The organism is Hydrogenophaga sp. ZJX-1 (genome assembly GCF_048590325.1).
Taxonomy (GTDB): domain Bacteria; phylum Pseudomonadota; class Gammaproteobacteria; order Burkholderiales; family Burkholderiaceae_C; genus Hydrogenophaga.
The window spans coordinates 145741-168841 of sequence record NZ_JBMBRA010000003.1; the positions used below are offsets into that span (position 1 = coordinate 145741).

Here is a 23101-nt window from a genome sequence, read left to right on the forward strand (position 1 = left end):
GCGGCAGCGCTTCCGTTGCGATCGGTGTGGCGATCTCAGGTCTTGGGCAGCGTCACACCGACCTGACCCTGGTATTTGCCGCCACGGTCCTTGTAGCTGGTCTCGCAGACGTCGTCCTTGTCGCTCTCGAAGAACAGCACCTGGGCGCAGCCCTCACCCGCGTAGATCTTGGCCGGCAGCGGTGTGGTGTTGCTGAACTCCAGCGTCACATAACCTTCCCACTCGGGCTCGAAGGGCGTGACGTTGACGATGATGCCGCAACGCGCGTAGGTGCTCTTGCCCAGGCAGATGGTCAGCACGTTGCGCGGGATGCGGAAGTACTCCATGGTGCGCGCCAGCGCGAAGCTGTTGGGCGGGATCACGCAGACATCCTTGTTGATGTCCACGAAGCTGTTCTCGTCGAAGTTCTTCGGGTCCACCACCGTGCTGTGGATGTTGGTGAAGACCTTGAATTCGGGCGCGCAGCGGATGTCGTAGCCGTAGCTGCTGGTGCCGTAGCTGACGATTTTTTCGCCGGCCACGTTTTGCCGGATCTGGCCGGGCTCGAAGGGCTCGATCATGCCGGTCTGCTCGGCCATGCGGCGGATCCATTTGTCGCTTTTGATGCTCATGCGTGCGTGCTCCGGGCGGTGTTGTTGCGTCCGATTGTAGGCACCCGCCTGTGCCGCGCGCCGCACAAAGGCCCGGTGCGCCAATGGAATGCCCCTACGGCTGTTCATGTAATTTCAGAACTTTCTGAAACTTCAGACACGACTGCCTAGACTCCAGCCCATGCCGCTGCAAGACCACCTCCCCCCGCTGAACCGCGAATTCGTTGCCCACTTTGGCGAGATGGGCAGCAAATGGGGCATCAACCGCACCGTGGGCCAGATCTACGCGCTGATCTTCGTCTCGCCCCGGGCGCTCAACGCCGACGAGATCGCCGAGCAGCTGGAGTTCTCGCGCTCCAACGTCAGCATGGGCCTCAAGGAGCTGCAGTCCTGGCGCCTGGTGCGGCTGCGCCACCAGCCCGGTGACCGGCGCGAGTATTTCGAAGCGCCCGCCGATGTGTGGGAGATCTTCCGCGTGCTGGCCGAAGAGCGCCGCCGCCGCGAAATCGAGCCCACGCTGTCGATGTTGCGCACGGCCCTGCTGGAGACGCCCTCGACCGACGCCGAGCGCCACGCACAGGCCCGCATGCGCGACATGCACGACCTGATCGACCGGCTCATGACCTGGTTCGACGACGTGCAGAAGCTCGCCCCCGAGACCGCCCTGCAGCTCATGGGCATGGGCGCCACCGTGACCCGCGTGCTCGAACTCAAGGACCGGCTCACCGGCAAGGGTGCGGCCCGCCCGACCCGCGCCGACAAGCTGTCCGACGCCGCCTGACGGCCCTTTTCGCCACGCACCCAACCACCTGGAAACCCCATGGACGCCTTGATCCTGTCGCGCATGCAGTTCGCGGCCAACATCAGTTTCCACATCCTGTTCCCCTCCATCACCATCGCGCTGTGCTGGTTCCTGCTGTTCTTCCGCCTGCGTTTCATCCAGACCCGCGAGCCGGCCTGGGAAGAGGCGTACTACTTCTGGACCAAGGTGTTTGCGTTGAGCTTCGCGCTGGGCGTGGTCTCGGGCATCGTGATGAGCTTCCAGTTCGGCACCAACTGGCCGGGCTTCATGGAGAAAACCGGCAACATCTCGGGGCCTCTGCTGGGCTACGAGGTGCTGACCGCGTTTTTCCTCGAAGCCAGCTTCCTGGGCATCATGCTGTTTGGCCGGGGCCGCGTGTCCGAGCGCGTGCACCTGCTCGCCACCGCCCTGGTGGCGCTGGGCACCACGCTGTCGGCGTTCTGGATCCTCAGCCTCAACTCCTGGCTGCAGACGCCCGCGGGCTTCGAGATCGTCAACGGCCAGTTCATCCCCACCGACTGGTGGGCGGTGGTGTTCAACCCCTCGTTCCCCTACCGCTTCGCGCACAAGCTGCTGGCCTCGGCGCTGACCGCCTCGTTCCTGATCGCGGGCCTGTGCGCCTGGCAACTCCTCAAGGGCAGCGCCACGGCCGGCACCCACAAGGCCATGCGTGCGGCCATCGTGGCGGCCGCGGTGGCCATGCCGCTGCAGTTCCTGGCCGGTGACCTGCACGGACTCAACACCCTGGAACACCAGCCGGCCAAGATCGCCGCCATGGAAGGCATCTGGGACACCGAAAAGGGCGCACCGCTCACGCTCTTCGGCATCCCCGATGAAGCCGCGGGCACCACCCACTACGCGCTCAAGATCCCCCGGCTGGCCAGCCTGGTGCTCACGCACGACCTCGATGGCGAAGTCCAGGGCATCCACGATTTCAAGGACGCACACCCACCGGTGGCGCCGGTGTTCTGGGGCTTTCGCGTGATGGTGGGCGTGGGCAGCCTGATGCTGGTGGTGGCCTGGTTCAGCGTCTGGCGCCTCTGGCGCCAGCGCCACCGGGGCGCTGCAGAAGGCCACGCCCCGTGGCCCCGGCCCTGGCTCTGGGTGTTGGCGGGCATGACGTTCTCGGGCTGGCTGGCCACGCTCTCGGGCTGGTACGTCACCGAGATCGGCCGCCAGCCCTTCATGGTCTACGGCCTGCTGCGCACCAGCGAGCTGGCCACCCACACGGCGCCGCCCATGATCGCACTCACCCTTGCCGCCTACCTGGTGGTCTACGGCCTGCTGCTGGTCACCTACGTGGGCGTGCTCAAGTACATGGCGGAGCACCCCGTCCAGCACGCGCCCTCCCCCACCCACGGCGCCGGACTCGGCAAGGCCGGCGTCTGACACCCCCTCGGAGAACCCCATGGACACAAGCTGGGCGCACCTGCTGCCGCTGATCTTTCTGGCCGTGATGGGCCTGGCCCTGCTGGCCTACGTCGTGCTCGATGGCTACGACCTCGGCGTGGGCCTGCTGCTGCCCCTGGCCGACGACGCGCAGAAGGACACCATGATCGCCAGCATCGGCCCGTTCTGGGACGCCAACGAGACCTGGCTGGTGCTGGGCGTGGGCGTGTTGCTGGTGGCGTTTCCGTTCGCCCATGGCCTGGTGCTGCAGGCGCTGTACCTGCCGGTGGCCCTCATGCTGATCGGGCTGATCCTGCGCGGTGTGGCGTTCGACTTCCGCGTGAAGGCGCCGCCGATCTGGAAGCCGTTCTGGAACCGGGCCTTTTTCGGCGGCTCGCTGCTGGCCAGCGCGGCCCAGGGCTGGATGCTGGGCAGCTACATCACGGGCTTCGACAACGGGCCGCTCGGGCTGGGTTTCAGCCTGGGCATCGCGCTCACGCTGCCCGCGGCCTATGTGCTGCTGGGCGCGGGCTGGTTGATCATGAAGACCGAGGGCGTGTTGCAGGAGCGCGCGGTGCACTGGGCGCGGCGCGTGCTGTGGCCCATGGGTGCGGCGCTGGTGGCCATCTCGGCCGCCACGCCGCTGGTGAACCCGGCGGTGGTGGACAAGTGGTTCGGCGTGCCCGAAGTGTTTGCGCTGATGCCGATTCCGCTGAGCTGTGCGTTCGCCTTCTTCGCGGTGCGCTGGGTGGTGACGCACCCGGGTGCGGTGAAGGCCGGCCACGGCTGGGTGGTGTTCGCCGCCACCGTGCTGATCTTCGTGATGGCCTTCTTCGGGCTGGCCTACAGCATCTTCCCGGACATCGTGATCGGTCGCATGACGGTGTGGGAAGCGGCCATCGGTACCGGGTCACTCACGGTGGTGTTCATCGGTGTGGCGATCACGCTGCCCATGATCATCGTCTACACGGCCTATATGTACCGCGTGTTCTGGGGGAAAGCGCGCGCGCTTTCTTATAACTAGGAACACCCCCCTGCGCCGCTGACGCGGCTTCCCCCCTCTCTTGCGCGCCTTCGGCGCTTGGAGGGGGGACGGCATCTCGGGCCGGCGGAGCCGGACCCTTGACGCCCCTGGTTGAAGTCGTTACTTCATGCGGTGCGGGTTTTGCTCCCTCTCCCCCTGGGAAAGGGCTCGGGTGAGGGCACGGTGGCGGGGCGCCGTTACTGTCCGGCGATCACCGTGCGTTCCACCACCCGGTCGTCCCCCAGCACGATCAGTGCGAACAGCAGTTCGTCGAGGCTGTTCGCCTGCGCCGTCTTGCGCGCCAGCAGCGGCGTGGACTGGAGGTTGAGCACCACAAAGTCGGCTTCGTTGCCGGGCTGCAGGTTGCCCACCACGCCGGCCAGACCCAGCGCCTGCGCGGCACCCGCGGTGTGTTGCCACCAGAGCTGGCCGGGCGAGAGGCTCAGGCCCGTCTTGCTCTGGCCTTCTCGGCCCACGTAATACGCTGCGAGCATGGTGTGGAAGGGCGAGAAACTGGTGCCGCCGCCCACGTCGCTGGCCAGGCCGTAACGCATGCCGGCGGCATCGGCGGCGGCGTAGTCAAAGAACCCACTGCCCAGAAACAGGTTGCTGGTGGGGCTCACGGCCGCTACGGCGCCGGTTTCGCGCATGAGCGCCCGGTCCTCCGCATCGAGGTGGATGCAGTGGGCGTACACCGCGCGCTCGCGCAGCAGGCCGAAGTCGCCATAAACACCGAGGTAGCTGCGCGCGTCCGGGAACAGCTCGGCCGCCCATTTCACTTCGTCCAGGTTTTCGGCCACGTGCGACTGGATCCACACGTCGGCGTACTTCGCCGCCAGCTCGCCCGCGCCGCGCAGCTGGGCGGGTGTGCTGGTGGGTGCGAATCGCGGCGTGATCGCGTAGCCCAGGCGGTCCACGCCGTGCCAGCGCTGGATCAGGGTCTCGGTGTCGATCAGGCTCTGCTCGGTGTCGTCGCGCACACCATCGGGGCTGTGGCGGTCCTGCAGCACCTTGCCGGTGATGAAACGCAGGCCGCGCGCCTGGGCTTCCTTGAACGCCGCGTCCACCGACTGCGGGTGTGAGGTGGCAAAGGTCAAGGCCGTGGTGACACCATGGCGCTGCAGTTCGTCGAAGAAGAAACCCGCCACCTCGCGCGCATGGTCTTCGTCGTGGAAACGCGATTCGTGCGGGAAAGTGTAGTTTTCCAGCCAGGGCAGCAGGCCCGCGGCGGGGGCACCGATCACGTCGGTCTGAGGGTAGTGGACGTGCATGTCCACGAAACCGGGGGCGATCAGGCGGCCGCGCAGGTCCTCCACGGCGACGCCGGGAAAGCGGTCCACCAGCGCGCTGTGGCTCCCCGCAGCCCGCACGACCCGGCGCCCGTTCGCGTCGGGGCCGACCACGAGCAGGCCGTCGGATTCGTAGAGGGGGGCGTGGTCGTTGTCGAAACGGAGAAGGGCGGCGCGGTAGGCTTTCATGCACTTCGAAGCTTACCGGCACCGTCCGCCTGCGGCATACGGCGGGGCAGATAACCCCATGACGAAAGTCACACGGTCCGCCGGGCGCACCCCGTTTTCAGCGCGCCAGCTTGCCCACCACGCCTTCGACCAGCCAGTTCATTTGGAGGATCGCGGCGTCGCTGAGCGACTGGCCAGCCGGAATCACCACCTGGCCTTCGTTGTTGCGCACATCGGCTTTGGCGGCAAACGGTTGCAGCCGGCCCGCGGCCATGTCGGCCTGCCGCGCCAGCACCTCCGCCTGCACGGCGGCGGGCACCTTGCTGCCGAACGCATCGACGCGGATCATGCCGTCCTTCACCCCGCCCCAGACGCGGCCACTCTGCCAGCTGCCGTCGAGCACGGCCTTGACGCGGCGGGTGTAGTAGTCGCCCCAGAGGTGGGTCACCGCCACCACCTGCGCGTCGGGCGCGACCTTGCGCATGTCCGAGTGGTAGGCCACGGCGAGCTTGCCGCGCTCCTGCGCCGCCGCCATCACGGCGGTGGAGCCGGTGTGGAAAGCCAGCACCTCGGCGCCCTGGTTCATCAGCGTCATGGCCGCCTCGCGCTCGCGCGGCGGGTTGAACCATTCGCCCAGGAACACCACGCGCACCGTGGCGGCCGGGTTCACCGAACGCATGCCGAGCGTGAACGCGTTGATGCCCTGAACCACCTCGGGAATCGGGAAACCGGCCACGTAGCCGGCCTGCGTGGCCATGCGCCCGGCCGCCACACCGGCCAGGTACCGGCCTTCGTAATAACGCGCATTGGACGTGGCCACGTTGGGCGCGGTCTTGTAACCCGTGACCGACTCGAACTTCACGTTCGGGAACTCGCGCGCCACCTTGAGCGTGGGCTCCATGTAGCCGAAGCTGGGGGTGAAGATGATCTGGTGCCCCTGCTGCGCGAGGTCGCGGATCACGCGCTCGGCGTCCGGGCCTTCGGCCACGTTTTCCACGAACGTGGTCTGCACCTGGCCGGACAGCGCCGCTTCCACGGCCTTGCGGCCCTGGTCGTGCTGTCGCACCCAGCCGGCGTCGGTCAGCGGCGCGACGTAGACAAACGCGGCCTTGACCGGTGGCGCGACGGGCGCCGTCTGGGCTTGTGCGGAGAAGGGAAAAGAAAAGAAAAAGCTGGTGACCGCCAAGGCGCAGGTGCGCCGGGCCACGAGGTTTTTGTACATGGTGTTCCTCTACATGGCTTCCGAAGGACAAAAAAAGCGAGCCGGGGAAGCACCGGCTCGCAGGGGGAGAATTGTACCGTGCGGCGTGGATGCCGCCCGTTCAGGCGAGTGCGGCCAGGCCGACCGAACGGTCCAGCGCGTCGACCATGGCCGCGCGCTGGTCATCGCTCACGAAGCTCGCCTCGAAGCTGTTTTTCGCCAGCGTGATCACGTCGGCCTCCGTCAGCGCCAGTGCCCGCACCGTCTGTTCGAAGTTCGCATTGAGGTAGCCGCCGAAATAAGCCGGATCGTCCGAATTGACGGTGGCGCACAGGCCCGCGTCGAGCAGCTGTTTCATCGGGTGGTCGGCCAGGTCGTCCACCACACAGAGCTTCAGGTTGGACAGCGGACACACGGTCAGCGGCGTGCGGCGCTTCGCCAGTTCGGCCACCAGCACCGGGTCTTCCAGGCAGCGCACGCCGTGGTCGATGCGTTCGGCCTGCAGCAGCTCCAGCGCTTCCCAGATGTACTCGGGCGGACCTTCTTCACCCGCGTGCGCGACGATGCGCAAACCCAGTTCACGGCAGCGTGCGAACACGTGCACGAACTTTTCGGGCGGGTGGTCCACCTCGCTGGAATCCAGCCCCACGCCGATGAAGTGTTCGCGGTACGGCAGTGCGGCTTCCAGCGTCGCGAACGCGTCGGCCTCGCTCAGGTGGCGCAGGAAACACAGGATCAGCGACGCACTGATGCCCAGCTTCGCCTGCGCGTCGGCGCAGGCGCGCGACAGCCCCTGGATGACGGTTGCCATGGGCACACCGCGCGCGGTGTGCGTCTGCGGGTCGAAGAAGATTTCGGCGTGGATGACGTGATCGATCTTGGCCCGCTCGAAATAGGCCCAGGCCATGTCGTAAAAATCGGCCTCCTTCAGCAGCACGCTGGCACCGGCGTAATAGATGTCCAGGAAGCTCTGCAGGTCGGTGAAGGCGTAGGCCGCGCGCAGGGCCTCGACGTCGGCGTACGGCAGCTGCACACCGTTGCGCTGCGCCAGCGCAAAGATGAGCTCGGGCTCCAGCGAGCCCTCGATGTGGATGTGCAACTCGGCCTTGGGAATGGCACGCGCCAGGGCCACGGCGCGTTCAACAGCGAGGTTTTTCATGGCTTGACTCCTTGCGACAAGAAAAAAGTATCCGTGTTCCATGGTCCCGGAGCAACACCCCGAAGCACGAAACGGTGCAGCGCAGGGCACCGCCGGGCCGGCTTTGCCGGACGGCCAGTGCCGCCCCCTTGAGGGGGTCGCGCGAAGCGCGGCGGGGGTGGTTCATCTCAACACACGCCCAAAGACACACCCAGCCGAGCCAGGTAGCGCCGGTAGGCGCTGGACATGCGGTCGGCCGGGCTGTGCACCTCGTTGATCGGTCCGTCCTGACCGATCGGCAGGGTCCTGGGCACCTGGGATTCGACGATGGGGCGGTCCTGCGCGAACACGGCGTCCTGGAAGGCGCGCAGTTCCTCGTCATCCGAGAGGTCGCCCAGCGTGGCCATGGCGAACCAGGCGGTGCAACTTGCCGCCGAGTCGGGCCGGATGAACAGCGCGATCGCGTTGCTCACCGGGTCGCCCTCGGCCGCGTCCTTGCGCAGCACCGCGGCAAACGGGTGCGGCACGGTGTAGCGGTAGGCGATGAAGCCACCTTCGCTGGCGCCCGCATACGCCCGCGGCTGCCAGGCCTTGCAGTCGCGGGCCACCAGGCCGTCGGCGCCCTCCTCCACCCGGCCTGTTTCCACCTGCGCATGGCTGCGCTCACCGAGCCAGCCCTCGTGCACAAAACCGAAATGGCTCAGGTCCAGGAAGTTCTCGACCAGGCGCGGCGCGCTGGTGTTCACCTCGTAAGGCCCGCACAGCACCTGGCGCCAGAGCGGATCGCTCCAGGGCTCGAAGACCGGCGGTTCCGCCAGGGCCACGGGCACACGGGTCCGATCAGGTCGCTGCAGGCGGACCCACACCAGCCCGTGGCGCTCCACCGCCTCGAACACCGTGGCGCAGTGGGACGCGGGCGGCTCAAACACCGGCGCCGCCGGCACATGCACACAACGCCCCACGGCCACCGGCGCTGCCGCCTGCTGGGCCGCGGTGTCGCCACCGAACTGCCAGCCGTGGTACGGGCACTCCAGCCGCGCGCCGTGCAGGTGGTTCAGCACGCGACCGAGCGAGAGACTCGCCCCGCGGTGCGGGCAGCGGTCGGCCCAGGCGTGCACCCTACCCGGCGCGCCCTCGTGCCCCGGCTCGCGCCAGAGAACCAAGGGCTTGCCCAGCAGCTCCACCGCCACCGGCGCATCGCGCACCATGTGCGATGCGGTCACCGGATGCCAGAGTTGTTTCTCGATCATGTGATCCTCCAACGAAAAAGCCGCTGCAGATGCAGCGGCTTTGGGCCAGGGCACCGCAGGTCCGACGGTCGTCGATCTGCCATGTGTCCGAAGCGAGTGGCTTTTCCCAGGATGCGGTGGAACCGGCTTCGCCGGGCCACTCGCATCGCCCCCTTGAGGGGGTCGCGCCCATGGCGCGGCAGGGGTGGACTCAGTTCGGCAGCTTGCCCTCGACACCCTTGACATAGAACTTGATGCCACCCATGAAGGCGTCGTCGGCGACCACGTCCTTGGCCAGCACTTCCTTGCCATCCTGACCCATGATCGGGCCCTTCCAGATCGCGAAGCTGCCGTCTTTCAGGCCGGCCTTGACTTCATTGATCTTGGCCTTGGCTTCGGCCGGCACGTCTTCGGCGATGGAGACCATGTCGATCGCGCCTTCCTTGTGGCCCCACCAGACACCGCCGGTGCTCCAGGTGCCTTCCAGCGCGTCCTTCACAGCCTTGACGTAGTACGGGCCCCAGTTGATCACGGCCGAACCCAGGTGGGCCTTGGGACCGTAGGCGGTCATGTCGGAATCCCAGCCGAAGGCGCGCTTGCCCAGCTTCTCGGCGGTCTGCAGCACGGCGGACGAGTCGGTGTTCTGCATCAGCACGTCGGCGCCGCCGTTGATCAGCGAGGTCGCGGCTTCGGTTTCCTTCGGTGGGTCGAACCAGCCGTTGACCCAGACCACCTTGGTCTTGACCTTGGGGTTGACCGACTGCGCACCCAGAGTGAAGCTGTTGATGTTGCGGATCACTTCGGGAATTGGGATCGACGCCACCACACCCAGCGTGTTGGTCTTGGTCATGGAGCCCGCGATCACGCCGGCCATGTAGGCGCCTTCGTAGGTGCGGCTGTCGTAGGTGCGCATGTTGGGCGCGGTCTTGTAGCCGGTGGCGTGCTCGAACTTCACGTCCGGGAAGTCGGGCGCGACCTTGAGCATGGGCTCCATGTAGCCGAAGGTGGTGCCGAACACCAGCTTGTTGCCCTGGCTGGCCAGATCGCGCAGCACGCGCTCGGCGTCGGCGCTCTCGGGCACGTTCTCGACGAAGCTGGTCACGACCTTGTCACCGAACTCGGCCTCGACGGCCTTGCGGCCGTTGTCGTGCGCGAAGGTCCAGCCGCCGTCGCCCACCGGGCCGACGTAGGCAAACGCGACCTTCAGCGGCTCGGCCTTGGGCGCCTCGGCCACGGCGGGTGCCGGAGCCGGTGCGGGCGCGGCTTCTTCCTTCTTGCCGCAGCCGATCAGCGCGGCGCTGGCCACGGCCGTCAGGGCCGCAAGCTTCATCAGGGAACGTTTGCTCAGGTCAGTCATGGAAACCTCTTTGTTGGGAGAGTTGGTGGTAGCAGAAACAGTGACAAAAACCAAAAAAGATTATGCGCCGGGATAGAAGGGCTTTCCGATGGACGTAGGCATGTTGATGCGGATCCAGGTCGGGTTGCGCGAGATCAGCACCAGCACCACGATGGTGGCCACGTAGGGCATCATGGTCAGGAACTGGCTGGGCACATTGACGCCGACACCCTGCAGGTGGAACTGCAGCATGGTCACGCCACCGAACAGGTAGGCACCAAGCAACACGCGTGCCGGACGCCAGGTGGCAAAGGTGGTGAGCGCCAGCGCGATCCAGCCCTTGCCGGCGATCATGCCCTCGACCCACAGCGGCGTGTAGATGGTGGACACATAGGCGCCCGCCAGGCCGCAGAGCGCGCCGCCGGCCATCACCGCCATCAGCCGGATGCGGCGCACCGGGTAGCCCAGCGCATGCGCCGACTCAGGGCTCTCGCCCACGCTGCGAAGCACCAGGCCGGCGCGCGTGCGGTAGAGGAACCAGATCAGGCCGAACACGATGCCGATGCAGATGTAGACCATCGGGTGGTGACGAAACAATGCCGGGCCCACGAGCGGGATGTTGCCCAGCACCGGAACCACGAACTGCGCCTGCTCGGGCAGTTTTTCCTGCACGTAACTGCTGCCCGCGAAGGCGGAAAACCCCGCGCCGAACAGCGACAGCGCCAGACCGGTGGCGTACTGGTTGGTGTTGAGCCAGATCACCAGACCGCCAAAGATGGCCGCCAGAAAAGCGCCCGCCGCCATGCCGGCGGCAAAGCCCGCCACCGTGCTGCCGGTGTGCACCACCGTGGCAAACCCGGCCAGCGCGGCGCAGAGCATCATGCCCTCGGCACCGAGGTTGACGATGCCGGCCTTCTCGTTGATCAGCAGGCCTAGCGAGGCGATGGCCAGCACGGTGCCCGCGTTGAGCGATGAGCCGATGAGGAGGGCAATGGATTCCATCATTTACTCCACTTGATGCGATAAGCGATGAGCGTGTCGCAGGCCAGCAGCGCGAACAGCAGCAGACCCTGGAACACGCCGGTGATGGACTTGGGCAGACCCAGGCGCGACTGCGCCAGCTCACCACCGATGTAGAACATGCTCATCAGGATGGCCGAGAACACGATGCCCACCGGATGCAGCCGCCCCACAAAGGCCACGATGATGGCCGCGAAGCCGTAGCCAGCCGGTACGTAGGGCGTGAGCTGGCCGATCGGGCCGGCCACCTCCAGCGCACCGGCCAGGCCGGCGGCGCCGCCCGAGGTGAGCAGCGCGATCCACAGCGCCTTGCGTGAGGAGAAGCCGGCGTAGCGCGCAGCCGCTGGCGCCAGTCCGCCCACCAGCTGGCCGTAGCCCGCGTAGGTGCGGAACAGGAAGACCCAGACCGCGGCCACGCCAGCCAGCGCGAGCAGCAGGCCGATGTTGACGCGCGAGCCCTGCATCAGCTTGGGGATCTGCGTGACCGCCTCGAAGGTCTTGGTCTGCGGGAAGTTGTAGCCCAGCGGGTCTTTCCAGGGGCCGTAGACCAGGAAGTTCAGCACCTGGATCGCCACATAGACCAGCATCAGGCTGACCAGGATCTCGTTGGCGTTGAAGCGGTCGCGCAGCAGCGCCGTGATGCCGGCCCAGAGCATGCCGCCCAGAATGCCGGCCACGATGATGGCCGGGATGATCCAGGGCCCCGTGGTCTTGTCGGCGGTGAGGGCGACACCAGCGGCGAAGATGGCCCCGATCAGGTACTGCCCTTCGGCGCCGATGTTCCACACGTTGGAGCGGAAACACACCGCCAGACCCAGCGCGATGATGAGCAAGGGCGTGGCCTTGACCATCAGCTCCGACAGCGCGTAGGTGCTCTTGATGGGTTCCCAGAAAAACACCTGCAGACCACGCACCGGGTCTTTGCCGAGCACGGCAAACAGGATCACGCCGATCACCACCGTGATGGCCAGGGCCAGCAGCGGCGAGGCGTAGCCCCAGCGCGCCGAGGGCTGGGGACGGACTTCAAGCCGCAGCATGGGCGGTCTCCTTCTTGTGGTGTTCCGAGGCGGCGCCTGAGGGTGCACCCCACAGGCCCGACATCCATTCGCCGATGCGTTCGATGGTCGCGTCGGCCCGGTCCATGCTGGGTGACAGGCGCCCCTTGGCGATCACGTGCAGACGGTCGCTGATCTCGAACAGCTCGTCCAGCTCTTCGCTCACCACCAGCACCGCACAACCGGCGTCGCGCAGCGCCAGAATCTCGCCGCGGATCTGCGCCGCAGCGCCCACGTCGACACCCCAGGTCGGCTGGCTGACGATCAGCAACTTGGGTTTGGCCTCGATCTCTCGGCCGACGATGAATTTCTGCAGGTTGCCGCCCGAGAGCGATTTGGCCGCCGCGTCGGGACCGTTGGCCTTGACGTTGTAGCGCTGGATGATGTCGGTCGCCTGGGCCTTGAGCGCGCCCAGCTTGAGCCAGCCGCCGGCGCCCAGCGCGTCGCGCCGCGTCAGCAACAGGTTGTGCGCCAGCGAGAGCGTGGGCACGGCGCCTCGGCCCAGGCGTTCTTCGGGCACGAAATGCAGGCCCAGGGCGCGGCGCTTGCCCGGCCCATAGTGCGAAGCGTCCTTGCCCGCCACCCGGATGCTGCCCGCCGGCGCGCGGCGGTCTTCGCCCGAGAGCGCAAACAGCAGCTCGCTCTGGCCGTTGCCCGACACGCCCGCGATGCCCACCACCTCGCCGCTGCGCACGGTGAGCGCGATGTCGGCCAGATCGGTCCCGAAGGGGTCGTCGCTGGCCAGCGTCAGGCCTTGCACCTCCAGCACCGCGGCGCCGGCGTGGAGCGCGCGCACTTCCAGCGCGGGCGGTTCGGCGCCGATCATCAGGCGCGAGAGCGAGGCGTTGCTTTCTTCGCGCGGGTCGCACACGCCGGTCACCTGGCCGCCGCGCAGCACGGTGCAGGCGGTGCAGAGTTCGCGGATTTCGTGCAGCTTGTGGCTGATGTAGAGGATGCTGCAGCCTTCGGCCGCCAGCTTGTTGAGCACCACAAACAGCTTCTCCACCGCCTGCGGCGTGAGCACCGACGTGGGTTCGTCGAGGATCAGCAACTGCGGGTGGGTCAGCAGCGCGCGGATGATTTCCACCCGCTGCATCTCGCCCACGCTGAGCGTGTGCACCGGCCGCTTGGGGTCGATGTCCAGGCCGTACTGGGAAGCGGTGACGTCGATGCTGGCGCTGACCTCGGCGAGCGTGAGCGACTTGTCCAGCCCGAGCCAGACGTTTTCGGCCACGGTCAGCGTGTCGAACAGGCTGAAGTGCTGGAACACCATGCTGATGCCCAGCGCCCGCGCTTCCTGCGGGTTGCGCACGTGCACCGGCCGGCCGTTGAACATGACCGCGCCCTCGTCGGGCTTGACCGAGCCGTAGATGATCTTCATCAGCGTGGACTTGCCAGCGCCGTTTTCGCCCAGCACGGCGTGGATCTGGCCCGGCGCCACGCTGAGCGAGACACCGCTGTTGGCCACCACGCCGGGATAGCGCTTGGTGATGCCGGTGAGTTGCAGTCGTGGCGCGGTCACGGGGTCTCCTCTTGGGTGTTCAGGCTGCGGCGGCGTCAGCGTCGGGGCGGCGCAGCGAAGCCGCCACGCCCTTGATCTGCTCACGCAGCCAGCGCCCCGCGCTGGAAGCGTGGGTGCGCTCATGCCAGAGCTGGTAATACATCATGCGGGGGAACTCCACCGGACACGGCAGCACCTGCACCGGCAGCACGCCGGTGTAGCGCTCGCAATACTGGCGGCCGGTGGTCAACACCAGCAGGCTGCCCGCCACCATGGCCGGGATGAGCCCGAAATGCGGGCAGCGCGCGGTGATGTTGCGCACCAGGCCCTTGGCGGCCAGGTGGTCATCGATCACGCCGCGCGCGCCGGGGTGGGTGGGCGTGGGCGCGATGTGTTCGGCGGTGAGCCAGGCTTCCACGTCCCAACCCCTGCGGACCGCCGGGTGCTGGTTCGACACCAGGCACACCACCTCGTCGCCAAACAACCGGCCCAGGTGCAGGTCACCGGGCGGCAGCGGCCAATTGCCGATCACCACATCGAAGTCGCCCTGGGCGAGGTGGTGACGGTAGTCGGAGTCGGCCGACAGTGGATGGATCTCGATCGGACACTGCGGCGCCAGGCTCTTGATCTGGGCCACCAGCTGCGGCAGGAACAGCGGGTCCAGGTAGTCGCTGGCGGCCAGGCTGAAGGTGTGGTGGGCCGTGGCGGGGTCGAAGCTGCGGGCGTCGGAAAACAGCACCTCGGCACTGCGCAGGATGTCGGCCGCCGGTTCGATCATGCGCAACCCGGCCACGGTGGGCACCATGCCGGAACCCGAACGCACCAAAAGCGGATCCCCGGCCAGTTCGCGCAGGCGTTTGAGCGACGCGCTGACCGCCGGCTGGTACATGCCCAGCCGCAACGCCGCGCGCGACACGCTGCGCTCGGTGAGCACGGTGTACAGCACGCGGATCAGGTGCAGGTCAATCTTGTCGAACATGGACACGTATTTCATACCCTGAGGCTATGCGTGTGGATGGTGGTTTGGGCATTCTGCCCATATGCCTGAGCATATGTTGTGCCATGGGGTGGGCGCTATGCTGGCGCGCATGAATTCAAAAATCTCCGCACAAACCCTGAGATTCGTGCGCCGCGGCCAGACCGTGGCGCTCGGCAATGTAGCACCCGACCGCACCCTGCTGGAGGTGCTGCGCGAGGACCTGCAGCTCACCGCCACCAAGGAGGGCTGCGGCGAAGGCGACTGCGGCGCCTGCACCGTGGTGCTGGCGCAGGCCGTCAACGGCCAGCTGCAATACCAGGCCATCAACAGCTGCATCCGGCTGGCGCATTCGGTGGATGGCATGGCGGTGTTCACCGCCGAAGACCTTTCCGCCCCCACGCTCAAGGCTGGCGCCTCCCCCGACCTGCATCCCTGCCAGGAAGCCATGGTGCAGTGCCACGGCAGCCAGTGCGGCTTCTGCACGCCGGGCTTCGTGATGAGCCTGTTTGGCATGTACCAGAACAGTGGTGGCGGACAAGGCATCACGCGGGAACAGGCCCAGGTGGACCTCTCGGGCAACCTCTGCCGCTGCACCGGCTACCGCCCCATCCTCGACGCCGCTGAAAAAATGGGCAGCCTGCCGCTGCCCGCCGGCTGTGGCGTGGACGAAGCGGCCACCGTCGCCGCCCTCAAGGCGCTGAAGCCGCGCCAGAAGGGCAATGAAAGCTACCTGCGCCCCACCACCCTGGCCGCTCTGCTGCAGGCCCGCTCTGCTCACCCCAAGGCGCAGGTCGTGGCCGGCTGCACCGACGTGGGCCTCTGGGTCACCAAGCTTCACAAGCGCTTCGAGCGCGTGCTGGACGTGACCGCGGCGCGCGAGCTGCAGCGCGTGGAGACCTACCCGCACCACATCGCCATCGGCGCGGCCGTGAACCTGACCGACGCCTATGCGGCGCTGGTGAAGGAGCGCCCCCAGCTTCAGACCTTCAGCCAGCGCTTCGCCGGCCTGCCGGTGCGCAACTCCGGCACGCTGGGAGGCAACGTGGCGAACGGATCGCCGATTGGCGATTCGATGCCGCTGCTGATCGCGCTGGGCGCCAGCGTGGTGCTGATGCGGTGGAGAAAAACCGCCGCCGGCGGCGAGATCGCGCACCGCGAGTTGCGGCTGGAAGACCTGTACACCGGCTACCGGACCAACGTGATGCGGCCCGACGAACTGCTGTGCTGGATCAAGGTGCCTCGGCCGGAAAACAAAGCGTTCATGCGCGTCTACAAGATCAGCAAACGCTTCGACGACGACATTTCCGCCGTCTGCCTCGCCATCCAGATGACCCTGAAAGACGGCACCGTGCAACAGGTCTCCATCGGCGCCGGCGGCGTGGCCGCCACCCCGGCCCGCGCGCGCCAGACCGAAGCCGCCCTGCTCGGCCAGCCCTGGAACGCCGACACCGTGATGGCCGCCAGCGCCGCGCTGCGCGCCGAGTTCCAGCCCATTTCCGACATGCGCGCCAGCGCCGCCTACCGCCAGACCGTGCTGGGCAATCTGCTGCAACGCTTCTGGCTGGAAAGCCAGGGCATGACGAGCATCAACCTGGAAAGTCTGAACGCGGTAACGCTGGAGGCCTTGGCATGAACGCGCCCGATCTGAAACTCGTCAGCGACAACACCCTGCGTGCCGCCGGACAGTCGAAATTTCATGAAAGTGCCCGGGCCCAGGTGGCCGGCGCCGCGACCTACATCGATGACATCCCCGAGGTGCGCGGCACGTTGCACGCGGCGCCGGTCTGCTCGCCCGTGGCGCACGGCATCCTGCGCAAGCTCGACGCCTCGGCGGCGCTGGCGCTCCCCGGCGTGCGCGCCGTGATCGACGCCGGCGACATCCCCGGCGACACCACGCTCGCCGCCTTTGCGCACGACGAGCCGGTGTTCGCGCTCGACACCGTGATGTTCACCGGCCAGGTGATCGCGCTGGTGGTGGCCGACGACGTGATGACCGCGCGCCGCGCCGCGCGGCTGGTGAAGCTCGAGATCGAGGAGCTGCCCGCCGTGCTCAACGTGCACGAGGCCCACGCGCTGGAAAGCTACGTGTTGCCGCCCGTGCAGGTGTGCCGGGGCGACGCGAAGGCCGCCCTCCGGCGCGCACCGCACCAGCTCGAAGGCCGCTTCGAAGTGGGGGGCCAGGAACACTTCTACCTTGAAGGCCAGATCGCCTACGTGCTGCCGCTGGAACAGAACCAGTGGTGGGTCTACACCAGCACGCAGCACCCCGGCGAGGTGCAGCACTGGGTGTCGCATGCGCTGGGCATTGCCAGCAACGCCGTCACGGTCGAATGCCGGCGCATGGGCGGCGGCTTCGGTGGCAAGGAAACGCAGGCCGGCCACCTGGCGGTGTGGGCCGCCATCGCCGCCAACCAGCTGAAGTGTCCGGTCAAGCTGCGGCTGGACCGCGACGACGATTTCATGATCACCGGCAAGCGCCACCCCTTTGCCTACCACTACCGGGTGGGTTTTGAGGACAGCGGCCTGCTCTGCGGGCTGGAGCTGGAGATGCTGGCCAACTGCGGTTTCAGCGCCGACCTCTCCGGCCCCGTGGCCGACCGCGCCATCTTCCACGCCGACAACGCCTACTTCCTTGAAGACGTGGCCGTGGCCAGCTACCGCTGCAAGACCAACACGCAGAGCCACACCGCCTTCCGCGGTTTCGGCGGCCCGCAGGGCGTGATCGTGATCGAGCGCATCCTGGGTGACATCGCGCGCACGCTGGACCTGGACCCGCTGGACGTGCGCCTGCGCAACCTGTACGGCATCAAGGAGCGCAATGTCACCCACTACCAGATGAAGGTGGAAGACAACATCCTCGACCCGCTGATCAATACCCTGGCGATCACCAGCGGCTACCGCGAACGCCGCGAACAGATCGCCGCCTGGAACGCCAGCAGCCCCGTCATCAAGAAAGGCCTGGCGCTCACCCCCGTCAAGTTCGGCATCAGCTTCACCGCCACCCTGTTCAACCAGGCCGGCGCGCTGGTGCACGTCTACACCGACGGCAGCGTGCAGGTGAACCACGGTGGCACCGAGATGGGCCAGGGCCTGAACACCAAGGTGGCGCAGATCGTGGCCGACGAACTCGGCGTGCCGTTCGAGCGCGTGCTCGCCACCGCCAGCGACACCAGCAAGGTGCCCAACGCCAGCGCCACCGCGGCCAGCAGCGGCACCGACCTGAATGGCCGCGCCGCGCAGTTCGCCGCGCGCCATGTGCGCGACAACCTGGCCGCTTTCGTGGCCGGTCTCGACGGCTGCGGCGCGGGCGCGGTGCGCTTCGAAGGCGGCCAGGTCATCACGGAGAAAACCACGCGCCGCTGGGAAGACGTGGTGGGCGCGGCCTACGCCAACCGCATCCAGCTCTGGAGCGACGGCTTCTACCGCACGCCCAAGATCCACTACGACAAGACCACGCTCACCGGCCGGCCGTTCTACTACTTCGCCTACGGTGCGGCGGTCAGCGAAGTGGCCATCGACACGCTGACCGGCGAGTACCGGGTGTTGAAGGTGGACATCCTGCACGACGTCGGCCACAGCATCAACCCGGCGATCGACATCGGCCAGATCGAGGGCGGCTTCATCCAGGGCATGGGCTGGCTGACGACGGAACAACTCGTCTGGAACGGCAAAGGGTATCTGCAGACCCACGCGCCCAGCACCTACAAGATCCCCGCCACCGGCGACGTGCCCGCGCACTTCAAGATCGAGCTCTGGCCCGAGGCCAACCGCGAGGACAACGTGCACGGCAGCAAGGCCGTGGGCGAGCCACCCTTCATGCTGGCCATCAGCGTGTACGAGGCGCTGCGCGACGCGGTCGCACAGGCGGGTGGCCAGCCGATGCAGGTCAACGCGCCGGCAACCGCCGAGGAGGTGCTGCGCGCCCTGGGCGCCTGACGGATCAGGCCGGCCGGGGTCGGGCGCCCAGCAGACGCTGTGCCTCGTTTTCCGCGTCGATCGCCCGATCGAAGGCGGGCAGGCCGATCTGGTTCAGCACCCGCTTGAAGGTCCGTGCCACTTCCGGGTCGAGCGCGGCCAGGGTGGTCGCGACCTGCCAGGACGCCGCATCGCGGTCCGCATCGTCCACCACCCGGTAGACCAGCCCCCAGTCCAGCGCCTGCGGGGCATCAAAAGCCTCACCCATCAGGATCAGCGACCTGGCACGGGCCAGCCCCACCATCGCCGACAGGGTCGCGCTCAGTCCGCCGGTGACGAACACCCCCAGCGAGGCTTCCGGCAGGCGAAAACGCGCGCTGGCGCCGGCGACCACCAGGTCCGCATCCAGCATCCATTCGAGCCCCGCGCCCAGCGTCCAGCCGTGCACCTCGGCCACCACCGGTTGCGGCAGGCGCACGATCGCCTGGGCCACCGCCTGCACCAGCGCCAGATCGCGTCCGGTCGGCGGCTCGCTCACGTCGCGGCCGGCGCAGAAGGCACGCCCCGCCCCACGCAGGCGCACCACGCGGACGTCCGGGTCCGCTGCTGCCGAGCCCAGGGCATCGAGCAGGTCCTGCGCCAGCGCGTTGTTGATCGCATTGAGCTTGTGTGGCCGGTTCAGTGTCAAGGTCAGCACACCGTCGCGCAGCGCCGAAATCAGTGCCATGTCCGCCCCTCAACCGCGCAGCACGCCGGCGCGCGCGCGCACCGCGTCTTCGAACGCCGCCACCATGGTGTCGCAGGCCGCGTCGTCAAACGGCAGCGACAGCGCCACCAGGCCGCGCTGCGCCATGTAGACGCCGCGCTCCAGCAGCTCGAAGTACAGCAGTTCCTTCATCAGGCCGCTGGAAGGGGCCAGATCGGCCACGCAGCGCACCGGACCGGTCATGCCATGCAGGTTCATGATCGAGCCCAGGCCGGTGAACTGGGCCGGCACGTCCTGCGCCCGCAGGACCGCGTTGAGCCGTTCACGCAGGCGTTCACCGCGCTGGTTGAGCGCCGTCAGCGCCGCTTCGCTCAGCACCTGCTGCAATCCGGCGAGCCCGGCCGCCATCGAGAGCACGTTGTTGTTGAAGGTGCCCGCATGGGCCAGCGCATCGGGGCGGCGCGGGTCGAAGCGCTGCATGCAGTCCTCACGCCCGCCGAAGGCGCCGAAGGACAGGCCACCACCAAAATACTTGCCGATCACCGTCAGGTCGGGCGCGATGCCCAGCAGCGCCTGCCGCCCGCCAAAGGACAGGCGCGAGGTCTGCACCTCGTCGAACACCAGCAGGGCACCACAGCGCCGGGTGAGATCGCGCAGCCCCTGCAGGAACGCCACATCGCCCGGAATGCAACCGCCCGCGCCCAGCATGGGTTCCACCATGATCGCCGCGAGCGCCGCACCGTGTTCGCGCACCAGCGCCTCGACCGCCGGCAGATCGTTGTAGGGTGCGATGAGGCAGTCGTAGGGTGCGTTGATCGGTGAGCCGCCACGGCCGAAGCTCAGCAAGCCGCCGTGGTAGGCACCGTCGAACACCAGGATCTTGCGCCGCCCCGTGAAAACCTGGGCCGTGGCCAGCGCCAGCAGACTGGCCTCGGTGCCGGAATTGGTGAAGCGCATCAGCGCCATCGACGGGAAGCGCCGCTGGATCTCGCGCGCCAGCGCCACCTCGCGGCAGTTGTGCGAAGACAGGCTCAGGCCATCGTCCAGCGCAGCGACGATGGCCTGCCGGATCGCGGCATTCGAATGACCGAACAGGCCGGCGGTGAACTCACCCAGCGCGTCGAGGTAGCGGTGCCCGTCGGCATCCCAGAGATGGGCCCCTTCGCCCCGCACCATGGTCAGCGGGAACGGCGCATGGAACAGCACGGTGCGGGTATTGCCGCCGGGCATGACCATGGCGGCCTCGGCCAGCTGGCGCTCGCTGGCCGGGTTGCCGGCACGGTAGCGTTCGCGTGCGGCATCGACGGCGTCTTTCAGATGCATGGGGGTTCCTTCTTGTCGTGGAGGCCCGCACAGCGTAACGGATGCGGGCAGCACCATCGCCCCCTCCTAGAATGAAATCATGAATGCTCCCCTGCCCTCTCCCCTCCAGGTCGCCGTCATGGGCGCTGGCGCCGTCGGCTGTTTCTATGGCGGCATGCTCGCCCGCGCCGGTCACCGCGTCACGCTGATCGGCCGCCCGCAACACGTGCAAGCCGTCGAGGCCCACGGCCTGCGCATGGAAACCCGCCACTTTGACGAGGCGGTCCGGCTCGACGCGAGCACCGCGGCCAGCGCCGTGGCGGGCGCGGACCTGGTGCTGTTCGCGGTGAAGTCGACCGACACCGAAGCCGCCGGCGAGCAGATCCGGCCGCACCTGGCGCCAGGGGCGCTGGTGCTGTGCCTGCAGAACGGCGTCGACAACGCCGAGCGGCTGCGCACCGTGCTGCCTGGCCACGCGGTGGCCGCCGCGGTGGTCTACGTGGCCACCGAAATGGCCGGACCGGGCCACCTGCGGCACCACGGCCGCGGCGAACTCGTGATCGAGCCGTCGCCGCACAGCGGACCCGTGGCGCAGGCGCTCATCGCCGCCGGCGTGCCGACCGAGATCAGCGACAACGTGCGCGGCGCGCTCTGGGCCAAGCTGATCCTCAACTGCGCCTACAACGCGCTGTCGGCCCTGGGCCGCACCGTCTACGGCGAACTGGTGCAACAGCCCGGCGTGGCGGCGGTCATGCGCGACGTGGTGGCCGAATGCCAGGCGGTCGCGCAGGCCGACGGGGTCACGGTTCCCGGCGATGTGGAAATGGCGGTGCGCCGCATCGCCGAGACCATGCCGGGCCAGTATTCCTCCACCGCGCAGGACCTGATGCGCGGCAAGCCCAGCGAGATCGATTTCCTCAACGGGTATGTGGTGCGCCGGGGCGACGCCCTGGGTGTGCCCACGCCGGCCAACCGCGCGCTGTGGACCGCCGTCAAGCTGGTTGAACGCCGCGTGGCCGACGCCGCCCCGGCTGCCGGCGCCTGAACCCGGCCTGCGGCGGGGACATCGGCGGTCGGCCGTGCGGTTCACATGGTTGATGGTCCGGCCGGGTGATGCCAGCCTCGGCCGGCCCAGGCCGCCTATCGCGCCGGCATCATGTCGGTCTGGGTCGGCCGTCCCGGCAATGCAAGGCGCGAATGGGCGGCAGGCGTCTCGGCCAGCAGCCGGCCCTGACGCCACACCCGCAGCCGTGTCGCGCGCAGGCGGATCGCCTCGACCGGGTCGCGCGCCTGCAGCAGCACGAAGCTGGCGTCCCTGCCGGCCTCGATGCCGTAACCGGCCAGCCCCATCACCTGGGCCGCGTTCGTGGTCACGGCCTCGAAGCACTGGCGCATGCCGGCCTGGCTGGTCATCTGCGCCACGTGCAGCCCCATGTGCGCCACCTCCAGCATGTCACCGCTGCCGAGCGAATACCAGGGGTCCATCACACAGTCGTGGCCGAAGGCCACCGTCACACCCGCGGCCATCAGTTCGGGCACCCGGGTCATGCCGCGCCGCTTGGGGTAGCTGTCGTGCCGGCCCTGCAGCGTGATGTTGATCAGCGGGTTGGCCACCGCGCTCACGCCGGCCTCGGCAATCAGCGGGATCAGCTTGCTGACGTAGTAGTTGTCCATGCTGTGCATGGACGTCAGGTGCGAGCCGTTGACGCGGCCCTGCAGGCCCAGGCGCTGGGTCTCATACGCCAGCGTCTCGATGTGGCGCGAGAGCGGGTCGTCGCTCTCGTCGCAGTGCATGTCCACCGGCAGGCCGCGTTCGGCCGCGATCTCGCACAGCAGCTTCACGCTGGCCGCGCCATCGGCCATGGTGCGTTCGAAATGCGGAATGCCGCCGACCACGTCGACGCCCAGGTCCAGCGCGCGCTTCAGGTTGTCGAGGCCGCCCGGGCTGCGCAGCACACCGTCCTGCGGGAAGGCGACCAGCTGCAGGTCGAGGTAGGGCGCGACGCGCTTCCTGACCTCGAGCATCGCCCGCACCGGCAGCAGGCTGGGGTCGCTGGTGTCGACGTGGCTGCGGATCGCCAGCAGGCCATTGGCGACAGCCCAGTCGCAGTAGGCCAGCGCACGCTCGACCAGCGCCTCCTCGGTCAGCAGCGGCTTGAGTTCGCCCCAGAGCGCGATGCCTTCGAGCAGGGTGCCGCTCTGGTTCACGCGCGGCAGGCCGTAGCTCAGCGTCGCATCCATGTGGAAGTGCGGGTCGCAGAACGGCGGCGAGAGCAGTTGGCCGCCGGCGTCCAGCGTCTCGTGCGCGGGCGCTTGCAGGCCGTGCGCCACTTCGACGATGCGGCCACCCTGTACCGCCACGCTCATGTCGGTGCGGCCGTCGGGCAAGTTGGCGTGGGTGATCAGCAGGTCCAGCATCGTGGTTCACCTTGGCGGCGGGGTTTCATCAGCGCCCGA

Annotated in this window: 19 protein-coding genes; 6 read left to right on the forward strand and 13 right to left on the reverse strand. The window is 67.9% G+C overall.

What is annotated here, in order from left to right; all coding sequences use genetic code 11:
- Positions 1-35: 35 nt before the first annotated feature.
- Positions 36-611, reverse strand: a complete 576-nt coding sequence (gene dcd / locus ACN5W5_RS09510) for a dCTP deaminase (RefSeq protein WP_420048301.1) — start codon at positions 609-611, stop codon at positions 36-38.
- Between the two features lie 160 nt (positions 612-771).
- Here dcd and ACN5W5_RS09515 point away from each other — a divergent pair, with 160 nt between their 5' ends.
- The 3 genes from ACN5W5_RS09515 to ACN5W5_RS09525 are packed head-to-tail and all read left to right on the forward strand — an operon-like array spanning position 772 to position 3805.
- Positions 772-1371 (forward strand): GbsR/MarR family transcriptional regulator, encoded by a 600-nt coding sequence (locus ACN5W5_RS09515; RefSeq protein ID WP_420048302.1) that lies wholly within the window; start codon positions 772-774, stop codon positions 1369-1371.
- A 39-nt stretch (positions 1372-1410) separates the two neighbouring features.
- A complete protein-coding gene (locus tag ACN5W5_RS09520; RefSeq protein WP_420048303.1) occupies positions 1411-2781 on the forward strand; it encodes a cytochrome ubiquinol oxidase subunit I in 1371 nt (456 codons plus the stop codon).
- A gap of 19 nt (positions 2782-2800) precedes the next feature.
- Positions 2801-3805 carry a cytochrome d ubiquinol oxidase subunit II gene (locus tag ACN5W5_RS09525; protein WP_420048304.1) on the forward strand — a complete coding sequence of 335 codons (1005 nt, stop codon included), beginning with the start codon at positions 2801-2803 and terminating at the stop codon, positions 3803-3805.
- A gap of 197 nt (positions 3806-4002) precedes the next feature.
- On the opposite strand, the gene guaD is transcribed toward ACN5W5_RS09525, so the two are convergent.
- The 9 genes from guaD to ACN5W5_RS09570 form a co-directional block, all read right to left on the reverse strand.
- Entirely contained in the window at positions 4003-5283 is a 1281-nt protein-coding gene (gene guaD / locus ACN5W5_RS09530; protein WP_420048305.1) for a guanine deaminase, read from the reverse strand.
- Between the two features lie 97 nt (positions 5284-5380).
- Positions 5381-6484, reverse strand: a complete 1104-nt coding sequence (locus tag ACN5W5_RS09535) for a BMP family ABC transporter substrate-binding protein (protein ID WP_420048306.1) — start codon at positions 6482-6484, stop codon at positions 5381-5383.
- A 100-nt stretch (positions 6485-6584) separates the two neighbouring features.
- Positions 6585-7622 (reverse strand): adenosine deaminase, encoded by a 1038-nt coding sequence (locus ACN5W5_RS09540; RefSeq protein WP_420048307.1) that lies wholly within the window; start codon positions 7620-7622, stop codon positions 6585-6587.
- A gap of 167 nt (positions 7623-7789) precedes the next feature.
- The gene (locus ACN5W5_RS09545) at positions 7790-8851 is read right to left on the reverse strand and encodes a Rieske 2Fe-2S domain-containing protein (protein WP_420048308.1); all 1062 of its coding nucleotides are present in this window, start codon (positions 8849-8851) and stop codon (positions 7790-7792) included.
- A 190-nt stretch (positions 8852-9041) separates the two neighbouring features.
- On the reverse strand, positions 9042-10187 hold the full coding sequence (locus ACN5W5_RS09550; protein WP_420048309.1) for a BMP family ABC transporter substrate-binding protein: 1146 nt from the start codon (positions 10185-10187) through the stop codon (positions 9042-9044).
- A gap of 60 nt (positions 10188-10247) precedes the next feature.
- A complete protein-coding gene (locus ACN5W5_RS09555; RefSeq protein ID WP_420048310.1) occupies positions 10248-11168 on the reverse strand; it encodes an ABC transporter permease in 921 nt (306 codons plus the stop codon).
- A complete protein-coding gene (locus ACN5W5_RS09560) occupies positions 11168-12223 on the reverse strand; it encodes an ABC transporter permease (RefSeq protein WP_420048311.1) in 1056 nt (351 codons plus the stop codon). The genes ACN5W5_RS09555 and ACN5W5_RS09560 overlap by 1 nt, the downstream gene beginning before the upstream one ends.
- Positions 12210-13763 (reverse strand): ABC transporter ATP-binding protein, encoded by a 1554-nt coding sequence (locus ACN5W5_RS09565; RefSeq protein WP_420048312.1) that lies wholly within the window; start codon positions 13761-13763, stop codon positions 12210-12212. Before ACN5W5_RS09565 ends, ACN5W5_RS09560 begins: the two co-directional genes overlap by 14 nt.
- 19 nt (positions 13764-13782) lie before the next feature.
- Positions 13783-14736 (reverse strand): LysR family transcriptional regulator, encoded by a 954-nt coding sequence (locus ACN5W5_RS09570; RefSeq protein WP_420048313.1) that lies wholly within the window; start codon positions 14734-14736, stop codon positions 13783-13785.
- A gap of 94 nt (positions 14737-14830) precedes the next feature.
- Between ACN5W5_RS09570 and xdhA the strand changes: the two genes are divergently transcribed.
- Both xdhA and xdhB read left to right on the forward strand, forming a co-directional pair.
- Positions 14831-16354, forward strand: a complete 1524-nt coding sequence (xdhA, locus tag ACN5W5_RS09575) for a xanthine dehydrogenase small subunit (protein ID WP_420048314.1) — start codon at positions 14831-14833, stop codon at positions 16352-16354.
- A complete protein-coding gene (gene xdhB / locus ACN5W5_RS09580; RefSeq protein ID WP_420048315.1) occupies positions 16351-18657 on the forward strand; it encodes a xanthine dehydrogenase molybdopterin binding subunit in 2307 nt (768 codons plus the stop codon). Before xdhA ends, xdhB begins: the two co-directional genes overlap by 4 nt.
- 4 nt (positions 18658-18661) lie before the next feature.
- On the opposite strand, the gene ACN5W5_RS09585 is transcribed toward xdhB, so the two are convergent.
- Together ACN5W5_RS09585 and ACN5W5_RS09590 are read right to left on the reverse strand one after the other, a co-directional pair.
- Positions 18662-19363, reverse strand: a complete 702-nt coding sequence (locus tag ACN5W5_RS09585; protein ID WP_420048316.1) for an enoyl-CoA hydratase/isomerase family protein — start codon at positions 19361-19363, stop codon at positions 18662-18664.
- 9 nt (positions 19364-19372) lie between these two features.
- On the reverse strand, positions 19373-20665 hold the full coding sequence (locus ACN5W5_RS09590; protein WP_420048317.1) for an aspartate aminotransferase family protein: 1293 nt from the start codon (positions 20663-20665) through the stop codon (positions 19373-19375).
- A 79-nt stretch (positions 20666-20744) separates the two neighbouring features.
- On the opposite strand from ACN5W5_RS09590, the gene ACN5W5_RS09595 reads away from it, so the two are divergent.
- A complete protein-coding gene (locus tag ACN5W5_RS09595) occupies positions 20745-21689 on the forward strand; it encodes a ketopantoate reductase family protein (RefSeq protein ID WP_420048318.1) in 945 nt (314 codons plus the stop codon).
- A 95-nt stretch (positions 21690-21784) separates the two neighbouring features.
- Here the strand turns inward: ACN5W5_RS09595 and ACN5W5_RS09600 are convergent, their stop codons facing one another.
- Positions 21785-23062, reverse strand: a complete 1278-nt coding sequence (locus tag ACN5W5_RS09600; RefSeq protein ID WP_420048319.1) for an amidohydrolase family protein — start codon at positions 23060-23062, stop codon at positions 21785-21787.
- Between the last annotated feature and the right edge of the window lie 39 nt (positions 23063-23101).

What these genes read in the sequence shown, in the direction of transcription:
- ACN5W5_RS09545 (WP_420048308.1), bottom strand. Translation starts at nt 8,851, where the DNA reads ATGATCGAGAAACAACTCTGGCATCCGGTGACCGCATCGCACATGGTG.
- ACN5W5_RS09520 (WP_420048303.1), top strand. Translation starts at nt 1,411, where the DNA reads ATGGACGCCTTGATCCTGTCGCGCATGCAGTTCGCGGCCAACATCAGT.
- ACN5W5_RS09540 (WP_420048307.1), bottom strand. Translation starts at nt 7,622, where the DNA reads ATGAAAAACCTCGCTGTTGAACGCGCCGTGGCCCTGGCGCGTGCCATT.
- ACN5W5_RS09600 (WP_420048319.1), bottom strand. Translation starts at nt 23,062, where the DNA reads ATGCTGGACCTGCTGATCACCCACGCCAACTTGCCCGACGGCCGCACC.
- ACN5W5_RS09550 (WP_420048309.1), bottom strand. Translation starts at nt 10,187, where the DNA reads ATGACTGACCTGAGCAAACGTTCCCTGATGAAGCTTGCGGCCCTGACG.
- ACN5W5_RS09585 (WP_420048316.1), bottom strand. Translation starts at nt 19,363, where the DNA reads ATGGCACTGATTTCGGCGCTGCGCGACGGTGTGCTGACCTTGACACTG.
- ACN5W5_RS09555 (WP_420048310.1), bottom strand. Translation starts at nt 11,168, where the DNA reads ATGGAATCCATTGCCCTCCTCATCGGCTCATCGCTCAACGCGGGCACC.
- ACN5W5_RS09595 (WP_420048318.1), top strand. Translation starts at nt 20,745, where the DNA reads ATGAATGCTCCCCTGCCCTCTCCCCTCCAGGTCGCCGTCATGGGCGCT.
- dcd (WP_420048301.1), bottom strand. Translation starts at nt 611, where the DNA reads ATGAGCATCAAAAGCGACAAATGGATCCGCCGCATGGCCGAGCAGACC.
- xdhA (WP_420048314.1), top strand. Translation starts at nt 14,831, where the DNA reads ATGAATTCAAAAATCTCCGCACAAACCCTGAGATTCGTGCGCCGCGGC.
- ACN5W5_RS09525 (WP_420048304.1), top strand. Translation starts at nt 2,801, where the DNA reads ATGGACACAAGCTGGGCGCACCTGCTGCCGCTGATCTTTCTGGCCGTG.
- ACN5W5_RS09590 (WP_420048317.1), bottom strand. Translation starts at nt 20,665, where the DNA reads ATGCATCTGAAAGACGCCGTCGATGCCGCACGCGAACGCTACCGTGCC.
- ACN5W5_RS09535 (WP_420048306.1), bottom strand. Translation starts at nt 6,484, where the DNA reads ATGTACAAAAACCTCGTGGCCCGGCGCACCTGCGCCTTGGCGGTCACC.
- xdhB (WP_420048315.1), top strand. Translation starts at nt 16,351, where the DNA reads ATGAACGCGCCCGATCTGAAACTCGTCAGCGACAACACCCTGCGTGCC.
- ACN5W5_RS09515 (WP_420048302.1), top strand. Translation starts at nt 772, where the DNA reads ATGCCGCTGCAAGACCACCTCCCCCCGCTGAACCGCGAATTCGTTGCC.
- ACN5W5_RS09570 (WP_420048313.1), bottom strand. Translation starts at nt 14,736, where the DNA reads ATGAAATACGTGTCCATGTTCGACAAGATTGACCTGCACCTGATCCGC.
- ACN5W5_RS09560 (WP_420048311.1), bottom strand. Translation starts at nt 12,223, where the DNA reads ATGCTGCGGCTTGAAGTCCGTCCCCAGCCCTCGGCGCGCTGGGGCTAC.
- guaD (WP_420048305.1), bottom strand. Translation starts at nt 5,283, where the DNA reads ATGAAAGCCTACCGCGCCGCCCTTCTCCGTTTCGACAACGACCACGCC.